The organism is Mycobacterium sp. 134, assembly GCF_048282715.1.
GTDB lineage: Bacteria > Actinomycetota > Actinomycetes > Mycobacteriales > Mycobacteriaceae > Mycobacterium > Mycobacterium septicum.
Genome location: NZ_JBLVUN010000008.1, coordinates 5475130 through 5500669 on the forward strand (window position 1 = coordinate 5475130; position 25540 = coordinate 5500669).

Annotated in this window: 24 protein-coding genes; 6 read left to right on the forward strand and 18 right to left on the reverse strand. The window is 66.0% G+C overall.

Features of this window, described 5'->3' with window-relative positions; translation table 11 throughout:
- Positions 1-5: 5 nt before the first annotated feature.
- Entirely contained in the window at positions 6-887 is an 882-nt protein-coding gene (locus tag ACNQVK_RS31055) for an SDR family oxidoreductase (RefSeq protein ID WP_418032569.1), read from the reverse strand.
- Between the two features lie 76 nt (positions 888-963).
- Between ACNQVK_RS31055 and ACNQVK_RS31060 the strand changes: the two genes are divergently transcribed.
- Positions 964-1524, forward strand: coding sequence for a TetR family transcriptional regulator (locus ACNQVK_RS31060; RefSeq protein WP_418032570.1), 561 nt, complete (start codon positions 964-966; stop codon positions 1522-1524).
- A 9-nt stretch (positions 1525-1533) separates the two neighbouring features.
- Here ACNQVK_RS31060 and ACNQVK_RS31065 read toward each other — a convergent pair whose 3' ends face one another.
- From ACNQVK_RS31065 to ACNQVK_RS31105, 9 genes are all read right to left on the reverse strand, one after another.
- Positions 1534-2733, reverse strand: a complete 1200-nt coding sequence (locus ACNQVK_RS31065; RefSeq protein WP_418032571.1) for a tetratricopeptide repeat protein — start codon at positions 2731-2733, stop codon at positions 1534-1536.
- The gene (locus tag ACNQVK_RS31070) at positions 2730-3806 is read right to left on the reverse strand and encodes a VWA domain-containing protein (protein ID WP_418032572.1); all 1077 of its coding nucleotides are present in this window, start codon (positions 3804-3806) and stop codon (positions 2730-2732) included. Before ACNQVK_RS31070 ends, ACNQVK_RS31065 begins: the two co-directional genes overlap by 4 nt.
- On the reverse strand, positions 3803-4885 hold the full coding sequence (locus ACNQVK_RS31075) for a hypothetical protein (protein ID WP_418032573.1): 1083 nt from the start codon (positions 4883-4885) through the stop codon (positions 3803-3805). Before ACNQVK_RS31075 ends, ACNQVK_RS31070 begins: the two co-directional genes overlap by 4 nt.
- Entirely contained in the window at positions 4876-5352 is a 477-nt protein-coding gene (locus ACNQVK_RS31080) for a hypothetical protein (protein ID WP_418032574.1), read from the reverse strand. Before ACNQVK_RS31080 ends, ACNQVK_RS31075 begins: the two co-directional genes overlap by 10 nt.
- Positions 5342-6214: a DUF58 domain-containing protein gene (locus tag ACNQVK_RS31085; protein ID WP_276127125.1), complete on the reverse strand. Its 873-nt coding sequence runs from the start codon at positions 6212-6214 to the stop codon at positions 5342-5344. Before ACNQVK_RS31085 ends, ACNQVK_RS31080 begins: the two co-directional genes overlap by 11 nt.
- Before the next feature lie 7 nt (positions 6215-6221).
- Positions 6222-7190: an AAA family ATPase gene (locus ACNQVK_RS31090; RefSeq protein ID WP_235732853.1), complete on the reverse strand. Its 969-nt coding sequence runs from the start codon at positions 7188-7190 to the stop codon at positions 6222-6224.
- An 81-nt stretch (positions 7191-7271) separates the two neighbouring features.
- Positions 7272-8549: a hypothetical protein gene (locus ACNQVK_RS31095; RefSeq protein ID WP_418032575.1), complete on the reverse strand. Its 1278-nt coding sequence runs from the start codon at positions 8547-8549 to the stop codon at positions 7272-7274.
- Positions 8550-8577: 28 nt separating this feature from the next.
- Positions 8578-9708 (reverse strand): hypothetical protein, encoded by a 1131-nt coding sequence (locus tag ACNQVK_RS31100; protein ID WP_418032576.1) that lies wholly within the window; start codon positions 9706-9708, stop codon positions 8578-8580.
- Positions 9709-9724: 16 nt separating this feature from the next.
- Entirely contained in the window at positions 9725-11029 is a 1305-nt protein-coding gene (locus ACNQVK_RS31105; RefSeq protein WP_418032577.1) for a hypothetical protein, read from the reverse strand.
- A 278-nt stretch (positions 11030-11307) separates the two neighbouring features.
- Between ACNQVK_RS31105 and ACNQVK_RS31110 the strand changes: the two genes are divergently transcribed.
- A complete protein-coding gene (locus tag ACNQVK_RS31110; RefSeq protein ID WP_418032578.1) occupies positions 11308-12072 on the forward strand; it encodes a sensor domain-containing protein in 765 nt (254 codons plus the stop codon).
- A gap of 12 nt (positions 12073-12084) precedes the next feature.
- Here the strand turns inward: ACNQVK_RS31110 and ACNQVK_RS31115 are convergent, their stop codons facing one another.
- The 3 genes from ACNQVK_RS31115 to ACNQVK_RS31125 form a co-directional block, all read right to left on the reverse strand.
- Positions 12085-13341, reverse strand: a complete 1257-nt coding sequence (locus ACNQVK_RS31115) for a L,D-transpeptidase (protein ID WP_418032579.1) — start codon at positions 13339-13341, stop codon at positions 12085-12087.
- A 159-nt stretch (positions 13342-13500) separates the two neighbouring features.
- Positions 13501-14067, reverse strand: a complete 567-nt coding sequence (locus ACNQVK_RS31120) for an HNH endonuclease (RefSeq protein WP_418032580.1) — start codon at positions 14065-14067, stop codon at positions 13501-13503.
- Between the two features lie 9 nt (positions 14068-14076).
- Positions 14077-14619 carry a TIGR00730 family Rossman fold protein gene (locus ACNQVK_RS31125; protein ID WP_418032581.1) on the reverse strand — a complete coding sequence of 181 codons (543 nt, stop codon included), beginning with the start codon at positions 14617-14619 and terminating at the stop codon, positions 14077-14079.
- A gap of 179 nt (positions 14620-14798) precedes the next feature.
- Here ACNQVK_RS31125 and ACNQVK_RS31130 point away from each other — a divergent pair, with 179 nt between their 5' ends.
- Both ACNQVK_RS31130 and ACNQVK_RS31135 read left to right on the forward strand, forming a co-directional pair.
- Positions 14799-16421: a peptide chain release factor 3 gene (locus ACNQVK_RS31130; RefSeq protein ID WP_418032582.1), complete on the forward strand. Its 1623-nt coding sequence runs from the start codon at positions 14799-14801 to the stop codon at positions 16419-16421.
- A 3-nt stretch (positions 16422-16424) separates the two neighbouring features.
- The gene (locus ACNQVK_RS31135) at positions 16425-16793 is read left to right on the forward strand and encodes a hypothetical protein (RefSeq protein WP_418032583.1); all 369 of its coding nucleotides are present in this window, start codon (positions 16425-16427) and stop codon (positions 16791-16793) included.
- Between the two features lies 1 nt (position 16794).
- Here the strand turns inward: ACNQVK_RS31135 and ACNQVK_RS31140 are convergent, their stop codons facing one another.
- From ACNQVK_RS31140 to ACNQVK_RS31160, 5 genes are all read right to left on the reverse strand, one after another.
- Positions 16795-17382, reverse strand: coding sequence for an RICIN domain-containing protein (locus tag ACNQVK_RS31140; protein ID WP_418032584.1), 588 nt, complete (start codon positions 17380-17382; stop codon positions 16795-16797).
- A gap of 39 nt (positions 17383-17421) precedes the next feature.
- The gene (cax, locus tag ACNQVK_RS31145; RefSeq protein WP_418032585.1) at positions 17422-18501 is read right to left on the reverse strand and encodes a calcium/proton exchanger; all 1080 of its coding nucleotides are present in this window, start codon (positions 18499-18501) and stop codon (positions 17422-17424) included.
- A 37-nt stretch (positions 18502-18538) separates the two neighbouring features.
- Positions 18539-20839, reverse strand: a complete 2301-nt coding sequence (locus ACNQVK_RS31150; RefSeq protein WP_418032586.1) for an esterase-like activity of phytase family protein — start codon at positions 20837-20839, stop codon at positions 18539-18541.
- Between the two features lie 104 nt (positions 20840-20943).
- Positions 20944-21342: a hypothetical protein gene (locus tag ACNQVK_RS31155; RefSeq protein ID WP_418032587.1), complete on the reverse strand. Its 399-nt coding sequence runs from the start codon at positions 21340-21342 to the stop codon at positions 20944-20946.
- Positions 21343-21517: 175 nt separating this feature from the next.
- Positions 21518-22477 (reverse strand): mechanosensitive ion channel family protein, encoded by a 960-nt coding sequence (locus ACNQVK_RS31160; RefSeq protein WP_418032588.1) that lies wholly within the window; start codon positions 22475-22477, stop codon positions 21518-21520.
- Between the two features lie 200 nt (positions 22478-22677).
- Here ACNQVK_RS31160 and ACNQVK_RS31165 point away from each other — a divergent pair, with 200 nt between their 5' ends.
- Both ACNQVK_RS31165 and pnuC read left to right on the forward strand, forming a co-directional pair.
- Positions 22678-24651 carry an OPT family oligopeptide transporter gene (locus tag ACNQVK_RS31165; protein ID WP_418032589.1) on the forward strand — a complete coding sequence of 658 codons (1974 nt, stop codon included), beginning with the start codon at positions 22678-22680 and terminating at the stop codon, positions 24649-24651.
- 135 nt (positions 24652-24786) lie between these two features.
- Complete coding sequence (gene pnuC, locus ACNQVK_RS31170; RefSeq protein ID WP_418032590.1) at positions 24787-25536, forward strand: nicotinamide riboside transporter PnuC; 750 nt, start codon at positions 24787-24789, stop codon at positions 25534-25536.
- Positions 25537-25540: the final 4 nt, after the last annotated feature.

Here is a 25540-nt window from a genome sequence, read left to right on the forward strand (position 1 = left end):
GCCGCTCACTCGAAGTAGTGCCCGCGGTCGAGATCCTCGAGCAGGCCCACCTCGGACGGCTGCCAGCCGAACCGCTGCCGGGTCAACGCGCTGGACGTCGGGACGTCGAGCGCGAACATCCCGCCGATCCACCCGAAGTGGTCGAAGGCCTGGTCGACGGGGACCGTGGTCACCGGCAGCCCGAGATGGCGACCGATGGCCGTGGCAATGTCACGACCCGCAACACCCTCCTCGGCCACCGCGTGCAGAACCGTCCCGGACGGCGCCTGTTCTACGGCCAGCCGGAACAGCGGGGCGGCGTCGAGGCGGTGCACCGCCGGCCAGCGGTTGGTCCCGTCACCGATGTAGGCCGAGACGCCTTTCTCCCGGGCGACCTGGATCAGCCGTGGCACGAACCCGTGATCACCCTCTCCATGCGTCGTCGGTGACAACCGCACGATCGAGGCGCGCACTCCCTTGTCGGCGAAAGCCAGCACCGCGGGCTCGGAGTGCCGGGGCAGCCCGGGTTGAAAGGGGTCGTTCTCGGTCAACAGCCGACCGGCACTGTGCCCGGCAACACCGGACGTGACGACCAGCGGACGGTCCGAGCCGGCAAGGGTCGTACCGAGGACCTCGATGGCCTGACGGTCCAGCTCTCCGGCGTCGGCGAATTTGTCGAAGTCGTGGTGGAAGGCCAGGTGGATGACGCCATCGCTGGCGTCGGCCGCGGTACGCAGGCTGTCGTGATCGTTCAGATCGCCGCGATGGACGCGGGCACCGGCCGCACTGATCGCGTCGGCCGAGGCGTCGGAGCGAGCCAGGCCGACGGCGTCGTGACCGTGGGCAACCAGATCACGAAGCACCGCAGCGCCCACAAAACCCGACGCACCCGTGACGAAAACCTTCATGGAGTCCTCCTGATGTCAGTAACTGTCATCACTCTCAACGCCATGTCAGTCACTGACATTCCCTAGGATCAGATCCATGAGCCGCTGGGAGCCCAATGCGAGCGACCGCCTGCAGGAGGCGGCCCTGCAGCTGTATCTCGAGCGCGGGTTCGACCAGACCACGGTCGCCGAAATCGCCGAGCGGGCCGGGCTGACCGAGCGCACCTACTTCCGGTACTTCGCCGACAAGCGCGAGGCACTCTTCGGCGGACAGACCATGCTCACCGAACTCCTGACCGCCGCCATCGCCCACGCCCCAGTCGCCGCGCCGCCACTCGATGTGGTCGGTGTCGCATTGGCCGCACTCGGCCCGGTGTTCGACGGGCGGCGCGACCATGCCCTGCGCCGGCAGTCCGTCGTCGATGCCAACCCCGCGCTTCAGGAGCGCGAACTGATCAAGCTCGCCACGCTGTCCGGAGAAATGGCCGAGGCGCTGAAGGCCCGCGGCATCGACGATGCGGCAGCGCGGCTGGCCGCCGAAACCGGGATGGCGGTGTTCAAGGTCGCGTTCGTCCGATGGGTGCACGACAGCACCGATGCCGGGCTGGGCGAGATCGTCACATCGACGATGAACGACTTGAAGGCGTTAACCACCTAGACGCAGCGCTCACTCGCGCTCGCCGCCGTAGGCGCTGGAGTCCTCCAGGATGGCTTGCAGCTTGCTCTCCGGGCCCGAACCGACACCTTCACGCTCACTGAGATGGAGGTCCGGGGCACTGGTGTTCTTGTCCCCCAACGGCAGACCGTCGGGCCCAACCGGCCCGAGGATCTGCGCCGGGTTCGGCGCGCCGGGGTCGGCCATCTGCAGTGGGCCATCGCCGGGACCGCCAGGTGCCGGTTGCTGACCCGGCGGCGGTGGCGGGGCCGCCGGCAGATTCTCCCCGGGCAGCGACGGCAACGGTGGAGTCTCCGTTGACGATTGACCGCCACCGGGTGCGAGCGGTGGTAGCTCGGGTGCCCCGCCCTGTCCGAGTGGCGGCAGCGCCGGCGCTTGACCCGGCCCCTGCGGCGGAGGAGGCGGGCCTTGCCCCTGGCCGGGCACCTGTTGCTGGCCCGGGCCTTGGCCAGGACTGTCCCCCTGGCCCAGGCCCCCTTGCCCCGGTGGCGGCGGCAGGGCCGGCGGAGGCGGAGGCGGTTCGGGGGTCACCACCGCCGGCCCCGTCGGGGGTGGCGGGGGCGGGGCATGCATCGCCGCCAGTTTGCGTTCCAGCCGCGGCTTGGCGTCGGCGCGCACTGCCCGTCGTTCTTCGTTGGGATCCGTGTTGTACAGGAAGCATCCCTCGGGCGCGTCCTTGACCACGGTCAGGGCGGCGTTGTACAGCCGGTCGGCATCCTCGGGGCGTCCGGACCGCACGGCCAGGTCGGCCAGCGATTCCCGCACCAGTTCGAGATTGATCCGTACCGGGCAGGAGTCGTCGCCGTCGAAGCGTTCCAGCGCATCACTGAACCGCGCTTCGGCATCGTTCAGTTTGCCTTCCAGGACAAGCAGATCGCCTTCGGCGAAGGCGATGTTGCCGGGTTCGATCACCCCGAACGTCTTCAGCTTGTCGACGTCGAGACGCAACGCCTCGATGTCGTGCTTCTCGAACGAGTCCACGGCCGAATGGCCGACCATCACCACAGAGATCAGGCCGGCGACCACCAGCGCCAGCAGCGCGGCGACCGGCGCGGTGTAGAGGAAGAGCCGACGTCGCAGCCGCAGCCGCCGCTGAGACGGGTTGAACCACGCCACCGTGCGTTGACGAACGATCTGCAGCAGGTGCCGCAGGAACGGGAGGATCTGGTTCGGCTTTTGACGCAACATCATTGGGCCACCACGTCCTCTGCGGTGAGGTCGCTGCGGGACAACCGGTTGCGCCGGACCTCGCGGACCATCAGCACGGCCTCGATGGACAGCAGTGCCGCACTGATCAACGCGAACACCCAGTACCACTCGGTGCGACCGACAAGCGGATCCTCTCCACCACTGACCTCGCCGCCGTCGACCATGCCGCCCGAGGCGACCGGCGGCAGCACCGGCACGATCTCTTGGCCGGCCTCACGGTGAAAGTATTTGACGCCCAGGCTTTTCGCGATCTCCTGCAGGCGGGCCTCGTCGAGTCCGGACCGGATGATCGCGCCAGTCGCCGGGTCGCCGAGATAGTTCTTGCGCCCGTTGGCGTAACTCTGCGGAATCGGCCCTCCGGCCGGGGTGCCGTATCCCAGCACGGCGCCGCCCTTGAAGAGATCCTCGGAGATGTCGAACGCGCCCGGCTTGGCCTGGTCGCCTTTGGCTCCGTCGCCGAAGTAGAACACGATGCTCTTCGACTCGGGGTAGGCCTTCTTCGCCGCTTCGAGTTGTTCGCGCAACAGATCGTTCGCCGCTACCGGGTCGATGAAATTGTAGGAGTCGTACGGCGTCAAGGAGTAGGCCGACAGGTTCTTGGCGTAGGCCTCGAAGCTGTCGGTGTCGGGCGACAGGGGCCAGTTGACCTTGGCCTTGGTGGCGAACCCGATCATGCCGAACCGGGCCGTCCGGTACTTCTCCATCAGTGCGGCGATATCGGCGCGGATGCCCTCCATCCGCGCCTGCCCGTTGCCGTAATCGGGTATCCGTGAGGTCACCGACCGGTCGACGACGAAGAACACGTTGATGTCGGAGACCGCCGCCCCGGCTGCGGACGCCTTGCGGTCGCCGTCATCGGCGGTACCGGGCCGAAACGCTGCCAGCACCAGTAGCAGTGCGGCGAATGTCAGCCCGAGCCAGCGCAATACGACGGGACGGTAGCGGCCCTGGGTGGTGCGCATCAGCAGTTGGTAGAGGGTGAACACCCGGACGGCCACGATCAGGAAAGCCAGGATCGCGAGCAGGTAGACGGGTAGGACCGGGGCGAAGTTCATCGGCGCAACACTCCCAGCCCGACCGACAGCGCCAGGGCCGCCACGACCGCGATCGCCAGGGGGATCGTCGGGATGTCGAAGTACCGTTTCGAGTCCTGGTTGACCCCGAGGTACATCGGGACCGGCGGATCCTGGTCGATCTTGTCGAGGGCGCCGTTGAGGATGTCGTTGGCGCCATCGGAGGATCCGGTACCGGCCGGGTTGTAGAGGGAGAACCGGCCTTTGGTGGCCTCGGTCAGGGCGCGCAGCGAATCGTTGCCGGCCTGGCTGATCTGGTCGACGTCGGCCCGCGATACGGCGTTGATCTGGATCCCTTGACGCTGCGCCATGGCCAGCACCTGAGACTGGTCATAGAGGGAGGGCCGCTTCTCGCCGTCGGCGCGGAACTTGCTGTAGCCGAGGTAGACGAGCTGGCGGCGGTGAGAACCGCTGCTGGGCCCGAATCCCGAAAGACACATGGCGAGAGTGTCTTCGAGGCTCGGCGCGTAGTCGGCGTACTTGATCGGCCGGGCGAACGACTCCAGTCCGGCGGACAGTTCGAGTTTCTGCTCCACCGGCACCTTCTGGTGGGTGTCGAGTTTCTGCTGAATCCCGGCCAGCCCCGCGAAGTAGCGCATCCGTTGCTCGGCATAGGCACTGTCGCGGGTGATCGGCAGAGCCCGCAGGTTCTGGGAGGTGATCCCGAACGAGGTATTGGTGGCGCCCTTGGCCTTTTCGGCCCAGTAGTTCAGGAAATCGGAGGTGGTCGGGTCGTTGACCGGCTGCCCGACACACAACATGATGTCGCGGGGGTACGCCGCGTCGTAGCCGTCGTTGGCCGAGGCGAGTTTGGCGGGCCGGGCCGCGGCGACGATGGCGCCCAGGAACGTGATGGCCACCATCGATCCCACGACAGCCATCGAGATCAGGTAGATGCGTTGCACCCGGGCGAACTCGGGCAGCCGGGTCAGGCGGCTGACGTTGGCCAGCGGACGCATCCGCCGTTGCACCTTGGCGACCGGCAGCCGCCAGGCGACGAGCACGGCAACGGCAAGACCCAGCACGCCGACGATGAGCAGCCAACTCCATCTCAGGTCCATGCGTGGATCAACTCCTCGGCCGAGCGTCCCAAAGCCAGTACGTCAGCACTGGATTCGGGGTTGAACTGGGCGTCGTGCAGGACCGTCAGCAGCGGGACGGCATCGGACAGCTCGCCCTGGGCGAGGTGGTCGGTCAGCAGGTTCTTCGCGTACACCCCGGTGCGCAGGTACAGGAAGCTGCGCAGGGTGTGGTTGTAGGCGGTGGCGGCGCCTTCCCGCGACAGCTCCCGTCGGCCGTAGCGCGCGGTGGTCTCTTCGATCGCCCGGGTGAACCGGCGCCTGGTCAGCTGGGCATGCCAGTCACGCAGGACGGGGATGGACCGCAGCCGTTGCGGCGGCAGCGTCCAGATCACGACGCCGGCGCACCAGGCGATCAGCGCGACGACGATGACGGCGGCCAGCACCAGCCACCATCCCGACGGAGCGAGCGGTCCGCCGATGAATCTCAGCAGGTCATCACCGGGCATTGCTGTAGACCTCCGTCAGGTGCGTGATCCGGTTCCGGACTTCGGCGCTGCCGCCGATCCGGACGAAAGGCACTGCCATCCTTTCGAAGAACCGGTCGAGTTCAGCCACTCGCTGTTGTTCGGCACGGCGATAGGCGTCGACCACGGACTGACCCAACGTGGTGCCGTCGGGGACGAACCGCCCGGTTCCCACGTCATACCCGTCCATCTCCCCCTGGTCGGCGCCGACGGCGGGCATGTCCGAGATCGCCACCCACAGCAGCTCGTGGCGGCCGGCCAGCCGCTTGACGGCTTCCTCCAGCTCGGCGGAGATCTCGGGCTCGTCGGCGATGACGACCATCAACAGCCGCGACCGATGGCTGTGCGCCACGTAGTTCAGCTGCGTGACGATGCGGCTTTCTCCGACGTCACCGACGCTGTGGGCAGCGAATTGCTCAAGCATCCCCTCGATATGGTTCTCCCCCTTGCGGCTCCGCACCGCGGCGCTGCCGCGGGCATCCCCGTAGACCATGCCGAGCTCATCGGAACGGCTCATGCTGATCATCCCGATCACCCCGGCCACCACACCGGCGATGTCACGCTTGAACTCGCCGCTGGGCGCCAGCGCCGACATGTTCCGTCCGGTGTCACACACCAGCAGGATCTTGTGGTGCTTCTCGGTGACGAACTTGGTGACCAGCGTGTCGTTGGAACGCGCCGAAGCCTTCCAGTTGATGTCGCGGATGTCGTCGCCGGGCACGTACGGACGCAGATCGTCGAACTCCAGCGTGCGGGTGTGCAGCAACGCGTGCTTGCCACCTTGCAGCATGCTGCGGCTGACGTTGCCGAAGAACTGCCGCGAACGGTTGAGGTGCCTGCCCATCGCCGGACTATCCGGGGACCGGAACCGCTTGCAGCACCTGGTCGATCACGGACTCCGGGGTGACCTTGGCACTGACCGCCTCGAAGCCGAGGATGAGCCGGTGCCGCAACACCCGGTAGGCCACCTTGTGGATGTCCGGCGGCAGAACGTGATTGCGGCCGGCGATCAGCGCGGCGGCGCGCGCCGCGTTGACGAAGGCGATCGTGGCGCGCGGGCTCGCCCCGTACTCGATGACGCGGGCCACCTCGGGGCGCAGGAACTGCTGAGGTTCCCGGGTGACGTGGACGAGCCGGCTGACGTACTGCATCAGCACCGGGTCCATGTGCACGTTGCGGGTGGTGACCTGCAGTCGCCGAATGGTTCCCAGGTCGACGACCGGACGCGGTACACCCGTGCGGTCGTACACCCCACGGTCTCTGCGCTGCAACACCTCGACCTCCTCCTCGGGCGTCGGGTAGCGCAGCACCTCCTTGAGCATGAACCGGTCGGTCTGGGCTTCCGACAGCGGATAGGTGCCCTCCTGGTCGACCGGGTTCTGGGTGGCGATCACCAGGAACGGCTCGGGCAGCGGGTATGTCGTTCCCGCGATGGTGGTTTGGCGTTCCTCCATCGCTTCGAGCATGGCGCTCTGCGATTTCGAGCTGGACCGGTTGATCTCGTCGAGCAGCACGATATTGGCGTGAACGGGACCCAGCTGGGTCTTGAACTCCGCCGTGGTTGCGTCGTAGATCTGGGTGCCCAGGATGTCGCTGGGCAGCAGGTCCGGCGTGCACTGGATCCGCTGGAAAGTGCCCGCGATCGCGTCCGAGAGGGTGCGCGCCGCCGTGGTTTTCGCCAGTCCCGGCACGCTTTCGAGCAGGATGTGCCCGCCGCCGAGCAGGCCGATCAACAAGGTCTCGCGCAGTTGCTCCTGCCCCACCACCTTGGCGCCGAAGGCATAGCCGATCTCGCGCACCGCCTGCAGGGCGAGTTGCAGTTCCTGGTTACCGGGCTGAACCCGGTTGGTCAGTGTCGTCCGTTCCCCCGCATCCACGCCGGGCTGTTGAAGCTCCAATTTTCAGTAACCCTTCTCGTAGGTGTAGGTCGGAGGATTCTTGGTGAGATCGACGTAGCCGCCCATGCTGACCCGCACGGTCTCGTCGTTGATGTTGAACATCGGCTCGGTGGACTGCGCCGACAACTTCATGTCGACAGCACCGCTGACCTCTACGTGACCACTGAGCCCCTCGCCGAAGACCTGCGTCGGCATCCGCAGCGTCACCTTGTCGGTGTTGGTCGGCGCGGTCCAACGGGCTGTGCCGTCGGTCAGGCCGTAGGCGGCGCGGGTGGCGTCCATGGGGCAGTTGGGCGGTGCCAGAGAGGTCGATTTGGCGCATTCGGTCATCGCATCCAGGATCGCCTTGTCGGCCGCTTCCTTACCTTCGTCACTGACTTCGAGCTCGTAGTCGGCGTTCTCTTCGGGTTGCATGTAGGAGGCGCCCGACTGCAGGTAGGAATCCCGGCGATATTTCAGGGTGATATTCGGGTTCGAGGTGCTCACCTCGATCGCGCCGGGAAAGAGGTAGGCGATGCCCGATGACGGCAGCTGCTTGCCGAAGATGCTGAACGAATCCAGCAGCGCTGTCGATCCTTTGGCTTTCTCTTTCTCGAAATTCAGTGCGTAGGTCGGGTATTCGACCTTGTAGGTACCGTCGCCGGACTGTTTGACAGGGATTTCCTGGTCGACGGCCTCATCGCCGAAATTGGCCAGCACATGCACCGAGGTGGAATCCTCGCCGAGGATCTTGATGTCGGTGATCGGCATCTTCTCGATCTGCTTCTTGAGCACCTCGTCGGTGAGGTAGGTCTTGTCCGGAGGTTCGTTGATCCCGAACGACAGCGCCTTGTCGGCGTCGCCTTTCGCCAGTGCCTTCAGGTAACCCTCGACCGCACCACTGGCGGTCGTGGCATCCGAGCTGGAATCACCGACGACCACGATGACCCCGACCACCACCGCGACCACGAGCACCACGGCGCCTGCGATCATGCCGAACAGCTTGCGGCGATTCTTGGGTGGGGCGCCGGCGTAGGACGGCGGTTCGAAGGACGGGGCACCGAACGACGGTGCGCCGGCCGGAAAAGGCGCATTCCCCGGCGGATTCGGGTATCCGCCACCCGAGAACGGCGGGGCGCCGGACGGTGGGGCACCGAACGCCGGGCCGCCGAAGCCGCCGCCGGCCGGACCTGGCGAGAACGGTCCGGGGGCCGGCGACTGCGGACGCGCCGGGGGCGGAAAGCCTTGGGGCGGCTGAGACGCATCGCCGCCGATGGGATTGTCTCCCCCGAAGTTGGTCACGGCGTCTCCCGGTCGGTCGGCGTCATCTTCACCTGTTCAAGGACACTTTCGGCGGTTGCACGCCGATGTTCACCTCGACCTGGTCCGAGATGCTGACCGAGTTGTCGATGACTCGCCCGGTCGTCTTCTCGTTGGCGGTGAAGGGAACGTTGAGGCCGCCCACCTGCACCACGGTGGTGTGATCGGGAAGCCGGAAGATGTCCGGGGGCAAGTCCACCGGGCCGCGCACCCGCATCGTGCTCATGTCATAGGTGTTGGTCCAGGTGCCGGTGATGATATCGCCGCACCCGGTGTGGTCACCCGGGTTGAAACATTTGTTGATCCAGGCCAGTACGGCATCCTGCGCGGCTTTGAGGCCGTCGGGGCCCATCGAGAACTTCGGCTCGACTCCCGTGTCCTTCAGCGCGGAGACATCGTCGAGCGTGGTCGGTGGCAGTTCGTTGACCTTGACATACGGGGTGGCCGTGCCCATTTCGAGGTAGCCGGGGAACACGTAGAAATGGCGGCTCTGCGGCAGCGGCTTGCCGAACACCGTCAACGCCTCGGCCGCCTCAGGGTCGCCGTATCCGTGGATCTCTTCGGTGGTGGCATCGACGAACGCCGCCGAGAGCTTCCACTGGTTGTCCACCACGACCATGTCGAGTTTTCCTTCGGTGCGCTGACCACCGAACTTCGCCGCAACCTTGACCGCCGCGGTCCGCTTGTCGGCGTCGGGTTTCCGGTCCGCCTCCCCGATCACCTCGACCTCGGTGATGGGCAACTTGTCCAGCTGCTTCTTCAGGATGTCATCGGTCAGAAGGTCGGTGGTCGCCGGTTGAGTGGCGCTGAGGTCCAGCGCCGCCTGCGCATCGCCCCGCGACAGGGCTTCCATGTAGGCCTTTGCGACTTCCGTCGGCGAGCCGTTGGGATTGAAACTGACGCCTTCATCGCCGCTGCCCATCAGGAACGCCACGATGACGCCGATCACCGTGAGAACGGCCACGGTCGCCACGGCGGTGATGATCAGTGGTTTGCGGTTCTTGGCCGGCCGCGGCTTGAGGTCGCCGGGCGGGGCCGAAGGACCACCCCAATGTGGTTGCGGCGCAGGCTGGTTGAACTGCGGTGGCGGCGGGGCACCCCGCGTCGCGTCGGGCCCGGGCCAGTTCGAGAAGTTCGTCACGTTGGTTTCTCCGCGCTCAGGCTCTGTCGAAATCGACGACGGGCGGGTTCTGGGTCATGTCGGCGTTGCCGAAGACCGACGCCAAGAACGTCCCGGTTTCGGTCTCGCCCGACTGGGTGCGGACCGAGATACCGAACTCGGCGTTACCGATGATCATGGCCTTGCCCGTCTTCGGGTCCATGAAGTTGATGGTGACGGCTTCGAGGTCGGACGGAGCTGTCCATTTCGCGGAGTCGGCCACGAAGTCGGACCGAGCCGCCTTGTTCGGGCATTTCGGTGGTTCGAGACTGGTGCTCTCGGCGCACTTGTCCAACGCCTTCTTCAACTCGTCGCGCACCATCTGCCGGCCGGTGTCGCTGACCTTGACCTCGGGATAGACCACCCTGCTCATGGTCGAGATCTCGTACAGAGTCGGGTCGGCATTGCCCACTGCCGGCGAATTGCCAACGTCCAGAGCCGGGTTCGAGCTACCCAGTTCGACCAGCCCGGGGAACACGTAAGCCTTGCCACTCTTGGGGACAGGCTTATCCCAGACCGTGATGGACTTGGCCAGACCGGGATTCATGTCCTGGATCTTGAATTCGACCGACATCGCCGCCGATTTCAGCTTCCAGCCCTCGCCGGGTGGGGGCTTCTCCAGCACGATGCGCTCATCGCTGTCGATACCGCCGACCTTGGCGATCACGTGCACCATGGCACCGCCGTCGGTGGTGGGGATGTCACCGAGAATCTTGACGTCGGTGATGGGGAACTTCTCCATCTGCTGCTTGAGGATCTCGTCGGTGAGCATCGAGGTATCCGGCGGTTGATCGCGGCCCAGCGCCAACGCCGCCTTCGCATCGCCGCGCTGCAACGCCTCCAGATAGGCCGACACCGCCTCACTGGCTTTACCCGTGCCGCCGTCGTTGCCTCCGCTGCCGCTGAACACCACGATGCCACCGACGATCAGCGCGACCGCCAAGACGCCGGCACCGGTTCCGAGCAGGATCCGCCGACCTCGCTTGGTGGACGGGAGTCTCAGTAATGGTTTGCGCGCGGGCTTGGGGTTTGGCATCGGCAGGTATCCCGGAGGACCGGAAGGTTGCCCGGTGAACGGCGGTTGGTTGCCGAACTGGCCGGGCTGTGATGGTCCGGCGCCCCACTGCGGCGGAGGCGGTGGTGGCGGCAGCGGCGTGCCGAACTGCTGCCCACCGGCGGGTGCCTGCGGATACTGCGGGCCGGGGGGCCCGCCCCATCCGGGCTGTTGCGGGGGCTGGTTCTGCGGGCCGGGTCCTGGTTGACCACCGAACGGATTGGGACCGCCAAAGCCCCCGCCCGTCACAGGCCCATCCCCATAGCCAGCGTCGATCGCACCGCATCCCCCGAATCAATTCACTACCGACCAGACCTTCGCGTGGTGTCTGGTAGCCACCGGGCAGCAACCGTGCAAATCCTAACCGCCGTCAACGCGGTCCGCAGGCACCAATTTTCCGATCGACCCGGCGGGCATGGCGACAAATTGCCGCATCCGCGTCCCCCGCGGCTGCGGCAAGATTTATCGCGGAGCCTGGCCGGTGAAGCGGGGCTCGTCGCGGTCAACAGGTATTACGAGGGGGCGCAGTGCGGGCTGTGATGGGTTTGCTCGGAATCGGTCTGCTGTTGGCCGGATGCTCGGAGAGCACCGATGGCAACGTCGTGGCGTCGTCTCGACAACCGACCACCGCGGCCGCGCAGACACCGTCCCCCGCTGCGGCCGACCCGGTCGAGGCTGCCCGTGCGGCCCTCCTGCCGCCCGGCGAGCTGGGCGACATCATCGGTGACACCGACGTGCAGCAGACCGCCACGTTCACCCAACCCGGGCAGCCCTCGGCGGGCATCGAGCCACGCGATTGCGCGGCCCGCCTGCTGTTCCAGGAAGCGGTGGGTGCCGACGGCTACCAAGGCGTCGTCGGCGACAACAACCGCGGCGCCCGGGGCCAGTCCGCCGCCCAGCTGATTCAGGTGTTTCCGCAAACGTCACCGGTGTGGCCCCAGCCCGGACGTCAGGCACTCCGGGTGGCCGGCAACACCGTGCGGATGATCAACGACGAACAGTGCCGCGAGGGCGTCGTGTTCACCACCACCGCCAAGGACATCACCCAGCATTGGACGGCAGGGCCGGTCACCGCGGAGAACCCGGAGGCCCTCCCCGATCCGCGCCGCGACACCGCCCGCGGTGGCGGTGGAGTCCAGCGCCAGGAAGCCCCGGCCCGCAACTGCTATCACGCCGTCCTGGCCCGCGGGAGCGCCGTGGTCGAGTCGATCGTCTGCGGTGACGGCGATTCAGCGGCGCAGGCCAATCAGGTCATCGACCGCATCGCGGCCAAGCTGCCTGCGCCGAAGTAGACCTGGCGAGCGTCAGCGCAGCGCGCTGCCCTTGACCCAGTCGGTCCAGGTCACCGACCAGTCGCCGTTGTTGGTCGGCTTGAGCGGGTCGCCGCCGGTGTTGCGGATCTCGACGATGTCGCCGGGTACCGAGAAGTTGTAGAACCACTCGGCGTTGTCGCCGTTGAGGTTGAGGCAGCCGTGACTGGTGTTCGTGTTGCCCTGCGCCCACACCGTCGCGTTGAGCTGGTGCAGGTAGATGCCGTCGATGCTGATTCGGGTGGCCCACGGGATGGTCGTCTTGTAGCCCAGCCGCGAGTTGACCGGCAGGCCGTAGGTCGAGGAGTCCATGATCACCGGGTTGGCCTTGTCCATCACGGTGTAGATGCCGCGCGGGGTCCAGAAGCTCATCGTGGTGCCACCGATGGTCTCGGTGCCACCCATGCCCATCGAGGTCGGCATGGTGCGGACCAGCTTGCCGTTCTCGTAGACCTTGACCTGCTTGTCGGTGTCGTCGGCGACGGTGACGTGCGAGGCGCCGATGGTGAAGGAGACCTTCTCGTCCTGCGCGCCGTAGAGGTCATCACCGAGCTTGGCGCCGTAGATGCCGGCGTCGACGGTGACCTTGGTGCCCGGGGCGTAGTACTTCTGCGGACGCCAATGCGCGGTCTGGTCGTCGATCCAGTTCCAGGAGCCCAGGGCCTTGGGCTCGGTGGTGACCTTCATCCGGTTCTCGGCGGCGGCCTTGTCGGTGATCGGCTCGTCGAAGCGCGCGACGATCACCATGCCGACGCCGTAGGTGGCACCGTCCTGCAGCGGGGAGTAGTTCGTGCCGTTGAGGTAGACGCGGGCCTGGTAGCCGGGGGTCACAACGGAGAAAGTCGTGGTCTTGCGGGTCGGCATACCGCCGGGTCCGCGGGCGTCGACCTTCAGCGTGTAGGTGCGCCCGTAGCCGAGCGTGGAGGTCGGCTTCCAGGTCCTGGCGTCGGGGGTGAGGACGCCGGGGATCTCCTTGCCAGCGTCGTTGACCATCGTCACGCGCGCCACGGTGCCGGTGCCGGCGGTGACCATCACCCGGGCCAGCGGGTCAACCTCGGCGTCGGGCTTGGGCACGATGCTGAGTTTGGCCGGCTCGGTGGGCGACGGCTGCGGTGCGCCCTGGGGCGCGGCGGCCAACGTCTGGCAGTGCTCGGCGCAGTCCGGCAGGGCCGAAACAACGACACCACCCGACACGGCCAGCACAGCAAGTGCGACCGCCAGGTAGGCACGACGAACAGACGTCAACTTCACTCCAATGTGGTTCGGCGAGGGCCATTTTGATTAGGTCTGATAGGGAACCCGATCAGTGTCTCAATCCTAACCGGACGCCCTGACCTTCGGCGCAACGGCCACCCGCTGTAGGCGAGTCGTGATCGTCTCGTTGCGATGACGCAGCGGCACGGCGCATCCTTAGCCCAGCGGCTGCGCCGTCATCCAATGCTCCAAGAATTCGGCCCCCTTGGCCGTGAGCTCGACGACTTTCGAGTTCAACGCGCGCTCCTGCGCTTCGAGCGCACGGTGTCCATGGTCACGGAAGGTGATCAGCCCGTCGTCGACAAGGTTGACCAGCATCCAATCCATCTCCGAGTAGATGCGCACCTGGCCGATCTGCGCCATGTCGGCCAGGCCGGCGGCGGTGACGGACGGCACCAATCGCTTGGCCATGTCGAGTTTCCGCACGAAGGCCCGCAGCAGCTGGCGTTCGGTCTCGGTATATCGGTTATTCAGAATGGCGAGGTTGGCTTTGTATTGGCGCATCGAGATTCGATCGATATCGCCGTTGTCGTACCGCGTATGACAGGTCGGGCATAACGCGATCAGGTTTTCCACGGCATGCGTCTTCACCGCCGACCACGGCTCGATATGCGCGATCTCAACCGGTGTCTGCCTACACGTTGGAATGGCGCACCGATGGCCTGCCTCGATCAGTACCGCGCGCTTGATTGCGGCGGGTATTGCGGGGCGCTCCGATGGCATGGCCCGATGCTAGGCAGCGCCGCCGACACTGCTCTGGAGGTACGTCATCGCCGCGTCGGGTTCCTCGGTGACGAACACCAGCTCGTCCAGCGGCAGGGGCAGGAAGCCGTCCTGCTCCATCCGGCGCAGCTGGATCACCAGGCCGTCGTAGAAGCCCGCGGTGTTCAGCAACACCACGGGCTTGTCGTGGCGCCGGTGCTTGCGCAGCTCCAGGATCTCGGTGGCCTCATCGAGGGTGCCCAGCCCACCGGCCATCACCACCAGCGCATCCGAACGCGCCAGCAGCGTCGCCTTGCGCTCGGCGAGGTCCGCGGTGATCACCATCTCGTCGGCGCCCGGCCTCGCCTGCTGTCGCAGGAATTCCACCGAGATCCCCACCAGCCTGCCGCCACTGCTCTGCACCCCGTCCGCCACGACCTTCATCAGCCCCTTGTCGGAGCCGCCCCAGACCAGCGTGTGGCCTCCCGTGCCGAGGAGCTCGGCGAAGGCGCGCGCCGGTTCGGTGTAGCGGTCATCGAGGTCGGCGGCCGAGAGGAAGACGCAGATGTTCATCACGCACGATCATGCCCTCCGGCGCCGGGGTATCGGGCGGTGACCACAGGTGTCACATCAGCACCGGGAAGGGAACCAATAGGCGATCCGGAAATGCAGTATCACCGGCGGTACCACCGTCGCATCCGCGCGCTCGATTACGGGTTTGCCCCCAAACGCCCATACCATCGCTAGTCGAGATGACCGAAAACGCCCTCGACGCCCCCGTCACCAACACCGCCCAAGCTGCCAAGATCGCTGCCGAGGCGGCCCGTCGCCGCACCTTCGCAGTCATCAGCCACCCCGACGCCGGTAAGTCGACGCTGACCGAGGCGCTCGCGCTGCATGCCCGGGTGATCACCGAGGCCGGCGCGATCCACGGCAAGGCGGGCCGGCGCTCCACGGTGTCGGACTGGATGGACATGGAGAAGGCCCGCGGCATCTCGATCACGTCTACCGCGCTGCAGTTCCCCTATCGCGACTGCGTCATCAACCTGCTCGACACCCCCGGGCACGCCGACTTCTCCGAGGACACCTACCGCGTGCTGACCGCGGTGGACTGCGCGGTCATGCTCATCGACGCCGCGAAAGGCCTTGAGCCACAGACCCTCAAGCTGTTCCAGGTGTGTAAGCACCGTGGGATCCCGATCATCACCGTGATCAACAAGTGGGACCGCCCGGGCCGGCATGCGCTGGAGCTGATGGACGAGATCCACGAGCGGATCGGGCTGCGCACCACCCCTCTGACCTGGCCGGTCGGTATCGCCGGGGACTTCAAGGGCGTGATGGACCGTCGCGCCGAGAAGTTCATCCGGTTCACCCGCACCGCGGGTGGCGCCACCGCGGCCCCCGAGGAGCACATCGCCGCCGCCGACGCCCACGCCGCCGCCGGTGACGACTGGGACACCGCCGTCGAGGAATCCGAGCTGCTGTCGATCGACGGGTCCGACTACGACCGCGAGACGTTCCTGTCCGGCGAGTCCTCCCCGGTGCTGTTCACCTCGGCCGCGTTGAACTTCGGCGTGAACCAGCTGCTCGACGTGCTGGTCGAGTTGGCTCCGGCGCCCAGCGGGTCGCTCGGTGTCGACGGGACTCACCGGGCGGTGGAGTCGCCGTTCAGCGCGTTTGTGTTCAAGGTGCAGGCCGGCATGGACAGCTCGCACCGCGATCGCATCGCGTATGCGCGGGTGGTCTCGGGGACCTTCGAGCGCGGCGACGTGCTCACCCACGCCGCCACCGGCAAGCCGTTCGTCACCAAGTACGCGCAGTCGGTGTTCGGCCAGCAGCGCTCGACGCTCGACGACGCGTGGCCCGGCGATGTGATCGGGTTGGCCAACGCCGCGGCGCTGCGCCCCGGCGACACGCTGTACCGCGACATCCCGGTGGTGTACCCGCCGATCCCGAGCTTCTCCCCCGAGCACTTCGCGGTGGCCCGCGGCACCGATCCCAGCAAGCACAAGCAGTTCCGCAAGGGCATCGAGCAACTCGAGCAGGAAGGCGTCGTGCAGGTCCTGCGCTCCGACAAGCGCGGCGAGCAGGCGCCGGTGTTCGCCGCAGTCGGGCCGATGCAGTTCGAGGTGGCCGCCCACCGGATGGCCACCGAGCTCAGCGCGCCGATCGCGCTGGAGAACCTGCCCTATCAGGTCGCGCGGGTGGTCCGCCCCGAGGACGCCGACTTCGTGAACCGTCAGGTATCGGCCGAAGTGTTGACGCGTAGCGACGGCGTCATGCTGGTGCTGTTCTCGACGCCGTGGCGGCTGGAGGGTTTCCAGCGCGACAACCCCGACATCAAGCTCGGGTCGTTGGTGGCCGCGGAAGGCTGATCGATGACCGCCCCGGAGCTGCCTGCCGCCGAGCGCAATAGCGGGAAGCACTGGGTGTTGTTCGTTGTATTGCTCAGCGCCATGGGCGCTTTGGGCTTCGCGGCCGCCGTCGTGCTGATGTTGCCGCTGGCCATGGCGACCGACCCGTGCCACGACGGCGTCACCGACAAGGTCTGCCAGCTGTCCGCAAACGGCCAAGGCATGCTCGTGTTCATTCCGTGGATGTGCCTGATCGTGGGCACCGCAACGGCTTTGGTGGGCGCAGCGGTGGCCGAACGGCGCAAGTGGACGCCGTTGATCGGTATCCCCGTCGGGATCCTCGGCTATTTCGTGACGATCCCGATCGGCTATTGGTTGGCGTTCGCCGTCTAGGTCACCCGCCCTGGTACACGATGCGCCAGGTCCGCGACGGGTGGTCGTCGCAATCGAACTGCACGGCTTCGACGTTGTTGTCGTGGCTCACGCCGCCGGCGATCGTCACGCACTTCTGCGTTTGGACGTTCCTGATCTGCGTGGTCCCGTCGCCCTGATCGTCCAGAACCCAACTGCGCGACGGATGATCATCACAGGTGAACTGCAATGCAGGAACATTGTTCTCACGGCTCACCCCGCCGGCGATGGTCAGGCATTTGTTGGTTTGCACGTTTCTGATCTGCACGGTGCCGTTGCCCATGTCGTCCAGGAACCACTGGCGCGACGGGTGCGAGTCGCAGGTGAACTGCAGTGCGTGAACGTTGTTATCGGTGCTCTCCCCACCGGCGATGGTCAGACACAGACCGGTTTGGGTGTTGACGAGCTTGGCTTTCGGCGACGCAGCCAGTGCCGGCGGCGCAAACATCACCCCGACCGCACACACGCCCGTCAGAACCGCGCCGGCGAATGCCCGCCGGCCAGATGAAGTTTCCATGGCAGTACCCCCTGTTGACTCGTTGTCGGACTCCAGACTTACGAGCAACACCATGCGGGCACACGAGTACCCGACTACCTCAATCGACGACGGTCATCCCCACCAGAAGGAGGCGGCGATGATGCAGTACAGCGCGATCAGCGATGCGCCTTCCAGCCAGGTCGATTCGCCGTCGAAGGCGATGATCGCGGCCAGGACGACGGCGACCAGCAGCGCAACGATCAGCATCGGCCCGAACACCAGGGTCAGCGACGCCAGCCCGAAGATTTGACTGACCAGCACCAGCACCGGGGCCAGCACCAGGGCGATCTGGATCGGGCTGTTCAGGATGATCGAAAAGGCGTACTCGGACTCGTTTCTCGCCGCCAATTGCACGCCGACGACGTTCTCGACCGCGTTGCCGGCTATGGCCACGATCACCAGACCGGCGAAGGCCTGCGAGATGTGCAGCGAGTCCATCGCCGGCTCCAAAGCCGCGACAAACCAATCGGATACGAATGCCGCCGACGCCCCGGCGATCGCCAACATCCCGATCGCCAGGCCGACCGGCCAGCGTGGCGGCTCTTTATCTGGCTGCGGCACAGGGTCACTGGTCTTGGTCTTGTCCCGGCTCAGCGAGTACGGCAGCGAAAGTCCGAACAGCACCAGCAGGACGACCGACACGATCATCGAGAACGACACTTCGTGCTCGGAGGCGGGGGCGTGCACCTCGTGCGCGATCGACGGAATCGCCATGGCTGTGACCGACAGGACCATCAGCACCAGGATGGTGCGGACCTGAGCCGAGCCCAGCTTCTGCGAACCGTGCTTCAGTCCGCCCACGAGGAACGCCAGCCCCAATACCAGCAGCAGGTTGGCCAGGATGGAACCGATCAACGCGGCCCGCACCACATCGACCAGTCCGGCCTTGAGCGCGAAGATGCAGATGAACAGCTCCGGCAGATTGCCGAGCGCGGACTGCAGCACCCCGGTTGCCCCGGGGCCGAACCGATCTCCGAGTTGCTCGACGGCCAGGCCGACCACTGACGCCAGTACGGTGACCGCCAGAGCGCTGACGACAAAGCCGACCAGGTGCGGCCAGCCACCGTAGTGCGACAGCCCGGCCACCACGCAGATGGCCAGGCCACCGAAGATCAACAGCTTGTCGGATCGGATGAGCACCGCCGTCCTCATGCGGGCCATCATGACACGGAGGCCGGGCTCAGGTGCCCTATCTCTTCAACGCCTCGGCCGCCGGTCCGAGATCGAGGAACACCGTCTCGCCGTTGGCGTCGTCGAGCCCGTCGTTGTCGGTGACCACATACAGGTTCTGATTGCCCGCGATCGCGAAGCCTTCGACCTTCTCCTGCACATAGCCGTTGGTGGCCTGCAGATCCGGCACCAGGTTGCGGGCCAAGGTCTTCGGCAGGGTTTGCAGGTTGCCTGCCCCCGCGCTCTCAGGGATCGCGACCCGGTACAGCGCTTTCAGCCGCGCATCGGGACCGTTGAGTTTGTCGCGTTCAAGGACCAGCAATTCGCCGTTGTGGACGGCGATTTCGGAGATGCCGATCCAGTCGTCCTTGGCGCTGGTGCCGTCCAGTTGGTAGCCGAACCATTCCCACTTGTCGTCGTCCGGCGTGTAGCGCCCGATGCGGACCACACCTTTCGGATCGTTCCTGAGTTCGCGCTGCAGTGCCACCCAGACCGAGTTTCCGTCGACGGCGACGCCTTCAAGACCGTTGCTGCCGAGTTGGGCCGCAATGTCTTTGGGCAACGGAACCCGCTTCTCGATCTGGCCGTCGACGGCGACATAGACCAGCTGGTTACCTGGGCCGTCCTCGCCTTCCACGGCCAGCACGAATCCGCCGTCCGGGCGGGCCGCTATGCCCTCGGTGTCGAGGCTGACGGGCCTACCGGCTTCGGTGACCGGCAGTTCGGTGTCGATCAGGGCCGGTTTCTGCGCCACGTTCACGCCGAGGATGCGGGCCGGACCGTAGGCGATATCGTTGGCGGTGTAGAGCCGGTCGGGGTCCTTCGGGGCCGCGGTGAGTGCGCCGAGCGCGCCCCAGCCGATCGGCTTACCGTCTCTATCGGCGGAGACGATCGACGGGAAGTTGGGTTTGCCTGCGGAGGCGAAGGATTTGCCGTAGCCGTAGAGGTTGACCGAGGCCCTCACCCTGGCCTCGGCGTCGTCGGCTTCGGAGGAGATGGCCAGCAGATTGCGCGACGGGATCGGCAGGACGCCTTCGGGGCCCGGCGTGGTCGGCAGGATCTGCCGGAACTCCGGCGCCCTGGGATGACTGACGTCGTAGACGGCGACGAAGTTGCTGCGTTCGGAGGCGATCAGCGCGGTCGGGTGGCCGTCAATGGTGGTGATGGCCAAGCCTTCCGGCTCCGGCCCCTTGGATTCGGCCCGGCTTTCGATGTGCAGGCCGGTGCGCACCGCGAGTTGTTCGAGGGAGTTTCCGGCATCCCAGGTGACTTCGCCGGTTCTCGCGTCGAAGATCGTCCAGCCGCGGGTGCCGCCCTTCCAGTCGCCTTCGTTGGCAGTGGCGAAGTGGTCGTCGCCGATCCAGCCGATGGCGTCGGGTTCGCGCGGGGTGTCTGTGATCGAGCCGGTCTGGTCGATCGCGTCGTCTTCTTTGGTGTCGATGCCCTCGACGGATTGGCTTCCGGCGCTGAAGATCTTCTGCACCGTGCCGGTGTGGCCGTCGATGACGGCGATGCCGTTGTTCTCCTGCAGCGTCACCGCGACCTGTCCGCGGGAGTTGATGCTGACGTACTCGGGTTCGAGGTCTTCGGGGGTATCGAGGCCGGCCTTTCGTGCCGCCTCCACATCGAAGTCGACCCTGCGCGGTGTCCAGGTGTTCGGGGCTCCCTTGAGGTCGATGAGTTGCACGAATCCGGTTGGCGGCTGGGGAAGGTCGCCTTCCTCCTTGCCCGGCGGGGTGAACTCCTCGTTGCGCTGGTTTTCCATGGCGATCGCGGCGAACGCGCCGTCCGGGCTGATAGCGATCGAGTCGGGCTGACCGCCCAGGTCGATGCTGTGCACGCGGGTGCGGTCGGCAGTCCGGACGATGTCGACGCGTCCGGAGGGGTGGGCGAAGTCGCCGCCGGTGGTGTCGACGACGACGAGGACGTGGTCTCCCACTGCCGCCACGGAGGTGGGCTGGTCGTCTTTGTGGCCCAGCTCCGCGAGGGAAAGCGTGTCTTTGCCAACGGGTTTGGCGGGGTCGGCGATGTCGATGAAGCCGATGCGTTTGGCGGCGGCGTCGGTGTAGATGAGCGTGTTGCCGTCGGGAGTGACGGTGGAGATCTCGGCGACGGTCTCCTTGTCGACCGGATCGTCGGCAGGCCTGTTGAGATACACCGGGTAGGTCGCGGTGCGGTGGTAGCTGTCTTGGGCTGGGAGGTTCCAGTCGATCGGTGGGGTCGCCTTCGGGGTTTCTCCTGGCTTCTTGCCCTCGGTGGAGCACCCCGCCAGGATCAGCGCTGCCGCCGTCGTCACTGCTGCGGCCCGTGCCGTTCTCATGCGCCACCCTCTTCAGTTGTGCCGGTGCGTCGGACGAGCTTGGCGCGCACAGGTGACTGACAGGGATTCCACAGATGAACGGACGGCGACGGATTCTCCGCCGGTTACAGCGGCGCCGAGAGTGGGCCGAGCACCTGGCACTGCGGGGCGATCTCCCTGATGCCCATCCAACCGCCGCATCCCCGGCCGGTGGACACATAGGTCGCTCCGGGCCGGAAGGGCGTCAGCACCTGCGCCGGTTGGGCGCCCCTGCCCTGATTGCACTGGATGGGCGAGGCGTTGTCCTGACGCTGCACGCAGGCCACGGTGAAGCGGGGATCCGCCGGCGCTCCACACGCGGCTGGGGAGACGGTCGCGCTGACCATGTCGGTGCCATTGACGTGGACGATAGCGGGCGGTGACAGCGTGAAGGCGCAGGGCGGTGCTGGTTCGGCGTGAGCGGGTGTCGCGATAGCGCCCGCGATCACGAGTCCTGACAACAGCACCAAAATGGCCCGAGCCATGTGGGGATGATAGTTCAGCCGACTCTTCGATCAGATCGGTTTGAACGACCGTCGGAGGCGTCGACCGGACGCACGCCTGACGGTGATGTTCCATGTCCAGGCCCTGCGACGAATGTGTAGCCTGTTGCGAATTTTTCGGCCTTTCGCCGCGAAAGCCTACACATTCGCCACAGCCCTATTCAGGCTCCCGCCCACCGACGACGGCATGTATGCGCCCCTGCGGATAAGGCAGGTCGATGTCGTTCTCGTCGTACGCCCGCAGGATCTCGCGGCGCAGCCGGCGCTGGACCGACCATTGCGCGTTCGGCCGGGTCTTCACCGTCATCCGCAACGTGACCTGGTCGGCCGAGAACTCTTGCACACCGAGCATCTCCGGCTCCCCCAACACTTTTCGCGCGACGGCAGGATCGTCCACGGCTTGCTTGGCGGCGTCGAGCGCCACCTGCTCGGCCCGGTCCACGTCGGCGGTCAGCGCCACCGGCACCTCGACGCGGGCGACGGCATAGTCCTGGCTCATGTTGCCGACGCGGGCGATCTCCCCGTTGCGGACGTACCAGAGGGTGCCGTCGATGTCACGAATGGTGGTGATGCGCAGCCCGACACTCTGTACTTCTCCGACGACATCGCCGACATCGATGGTGTCACCGACGCCGTACTGATCCTCCAGCAGCATGAACACACCACTGACGAAGTCGCGGACGAGGTTTTGCGCGCCGAACCCGATGGCCAGCCCGACCACACCGGCTGAGGCGATGAAGGGCGCGATGTTCACCCCGAGCACGCTCAGAACGGCCAGCACCACCCAGACCAGCAGCACGATCGACACCGTGGACTTCAGCACCGACCCGATCGTCTGCGCGCGCTGTTGGCGACGTTCGGCCAGCCGGACGCTGCTCTCCGTCGCCGACCCGCGATCCCGCAAGTAGCGGAGCAATGGTGGTTTTCTGGCTTGCCCCTCCACCTCTCCGCTATTGGCCTTCACCGCCCTGCCGGTGGTCGCTCGATCGATCATCCGATGCAGCAAAAAGCGCAGGATTAACGCAAGGGCAGCGTACGCCACGATCCGAATCGGTACTTCGATAAACCAATGCCGATTGGTGTCTGTCCATTCAAATGCCAGGTTGTAGACAGTCATGATTCCGACCGTACGACAGAACTTTCACGCGCGTCGAATACAGTTGAGCCGATTGCGCTCAACTACCCGTAATGCGCGTTTCGAAAAGTCTTTTCGGCCACACCCCGATATCGGCCGGCTCGTGTCTGTGAGCCGATCAGCCAGCGTTGCCGCCGCCCAGTGCCTACCGTGTATTCACCAGCAAACGAGAGGATGCCGAGTTGGCCACGGAGAGCCCAGTCACCCCGACCCTGCGCGAACTCACCATCCGCGGCATCCTGCTCGGTGGCGCGATCACTCTTGTGTTCACCGCCGCCAACGTCTATCTCGGCCTCAAGGTCGGCCTGACGTTCGCCACTGCCATCCCGGCAGCGGTGATCTCGATGGCCATCCTGCGTAACTTCGCCAACCACTCCATCGTGGAGAACAACATCGTGCAGACCGTCGCCTCGGCGGCCGGCACGCTCTCGGCGATCATCTTCGTGCTGCCCGGGTTGATCATGATCGGCTGGTGGACCGGGTTCCCGTACTGGATCACCGTGGCGGTGTGCGCCGTCGGCGGCATCCTCGGCGTGATGTACTCCATCCCGCTGCGCCGGGCCCTGGTCACCGGCTCCGATCTCCCCTACCCCGAAGGAGTGGCCGCCGCCGAGGTGCTGAAGGTCGGCGACAGCAGCGGCGGCGCCGAGGAGAACCGCGTCGGTATCCGAGTCATCGCGTTCGGCGCCCTGGTCTCGGCCGGATTCGGACTGCTGGCCAACCTCAAGGTGCTGGCCAATTACGTTGCGGCCTACTTCCGCGTTGGTGCCGGCGGATCGATGTTCGGTGCCAGCCTGTCGCTGGCGCTGATCGGCGTGGGGCATCTGATCGGGATGACCGTCGGCATCGCGATGCTGGTCGGGTTGGTCATCTCGTTCGGGGTGCTGCTGCCGATCCGCACCATCGGGGCGTTCGGGACCGACGAGTCTGTGGCCGACGTGATCGACGGGGTGTTCGTGCATGAGGTGCGGTTCATCGGGGCGGGGGCGATTGCGGTGGCCGCGGTGTGGACGCTGCTGAAGATCCTGCGGCCGATCATCAAGGGCATCACCGAGGCGATGGCCTCGGCGCGGGAGCGGCGAGAAGGCCAGCTCGTCGACATCACCCAACGCGACATCCCGTTCCCCATCGTCGTGGGCACCGTGGTGGCGATGCTGGTTCCAATTGCCGTGCTGCTGTGGGTTTTCAGTCACGGCACCGTGCTGCACGGGAGTGCGACCGGGATTATCGTGGCGAGCCTGGTGTTCATCTTCGTCATCGGCCTGGTGATCGCCGCGGTGTGCGGCTATATGGCCGGTCTGATCGGCTCGTCGAACAGCCCGATCTCCGGGGTCGGCATCCTGACCGTGTTGATCGCCGCGCTGGTGATCAAGCTCGTGTTCGGCCGCGCCGACGATGAGCAGTCGGTTGCGTTGATCGCCTTCACGTTGTTCGTCGCGGCCATCACGTTCGGGGTGGCCACCATCTCCAACGACAATCTGCAGGATCTCAAGACCGGCCAGCTGGTCGGCGCCACCCCGTGGAAACAGCAGGTGGCGTTGGTGATTGGCGTGTTGTTCGGCTCGGCGATCATTCCGCCGGTGCTGGACCTGATGCAGCAGGCGTTCGGGTTCCTCGGCGCTCCCGGCGCCACCGACCACGCCCTCGCGGCGCCGCAGGCCGCGCTGATCTCGTCGCTGGCCAAGGGTGTCTTTGGCGGATCGCTGGACTGGTCGCTGATCGGCCTCGGCGCGGCGATCGGGGTGGTGATCGTCATCGTCGACGAGATCCTCACCCGTACTTCGCGATTCAGCCTGCCACCGCTGGCCGTCGGGATGGGCATGTACTTGCCGATGAGCCTGACCCTGATCATCCCGCTCGGGTCTCTGCTGGGGTACTTCTACAACAAGTGGGCCGACCACACCGGTGGCAACGTCGAACGCAAGAAGCGCCTCGGGGTGCTGCTGGCCACCGGCATGATCGTTGGTGAGAGCCTCTACGGCGTCGTGTTCGCCGGGTTCGTCGCCGGCACCGGGAGTGATGATCCGTTCGCGATCTTCCCCGGGAATGACGGGACTCTTGCTGAAGTGCTCGGGATCGCGGGGTTCGCGGCGGTGCTTCTGTGGTTGTACATGCGGACGCAGAAAACTGCGGCGCGTGAGCTGGTCAAGAGCTGAGGCATGGGCATGGGCATGGGCATGGGCATCCCAGCGCGGTAGACGACTGCAACCCGTACAGCTTCATCACGGGCAACAACGATCTCGACAACGATCCCAGGGGCACTGTCCCAGACCATCGACTGGCTGGTCCGCATGGTGGAGCCGCTCACCAGTGCGCTCTTCACGATCGGGATCGCCAACAACGCGTTCTTCCTAGTGCTGTTAACCTCGGCCAGTCTGTGGGCGGCCTCGGGTCTGCAGGTGCTCTACATCGTCCTGAGTTTCGCCGGGTGGTGGCAGTGGCTGAGAGGTCGAGCAGACACGGGTACGACGGTAGTGCGACAGAGCAGCCGAGCCGAGTTGGCCTGGTGCGCCGTGTTCTTGGTACCGGGCGCCTGGATGCTGTACGTCATCCTGACCGCCGCGCACGACGCGACACCGGTCCTGGACGCGGTGACGACGTGTCTGTCGCTGATCGCCCAAAGGCTGCTCAATACCCGGCGGACCGAGACCTGGTACTTCTGGATCGCCGCCAGCTGCATCTTTATCCCGCTCTACCTCAGCCAGGGGCTTTCCCTCACCGCAGCGGTCTGCCTGCCTGCTCCTCGGCCTGTGCATTGCCGGGCTGCACCACCGACGTCACCGCACTCACCGTTACGATCCACCAGCTCGAACGACTCAATCATCCAAATGTTGGCCCTGGCGAACGAGGGGCTTCGGTCACCGACCAAATTCTCCGGGCGCGTCTTGTGCTCCCGACCGGACCGCGGGGCACGCCGCGACGGCCGTTCGTTTCACGCACTCGACCTGCGCGTTCCAAAAAAGTCCTCTTCGTACCCCGTCCTTATAGGCTGTTGCTGTGAATTTGGTGAAGTCAAAGCAGCGGGTAGCCGATCACGGTGAGGTT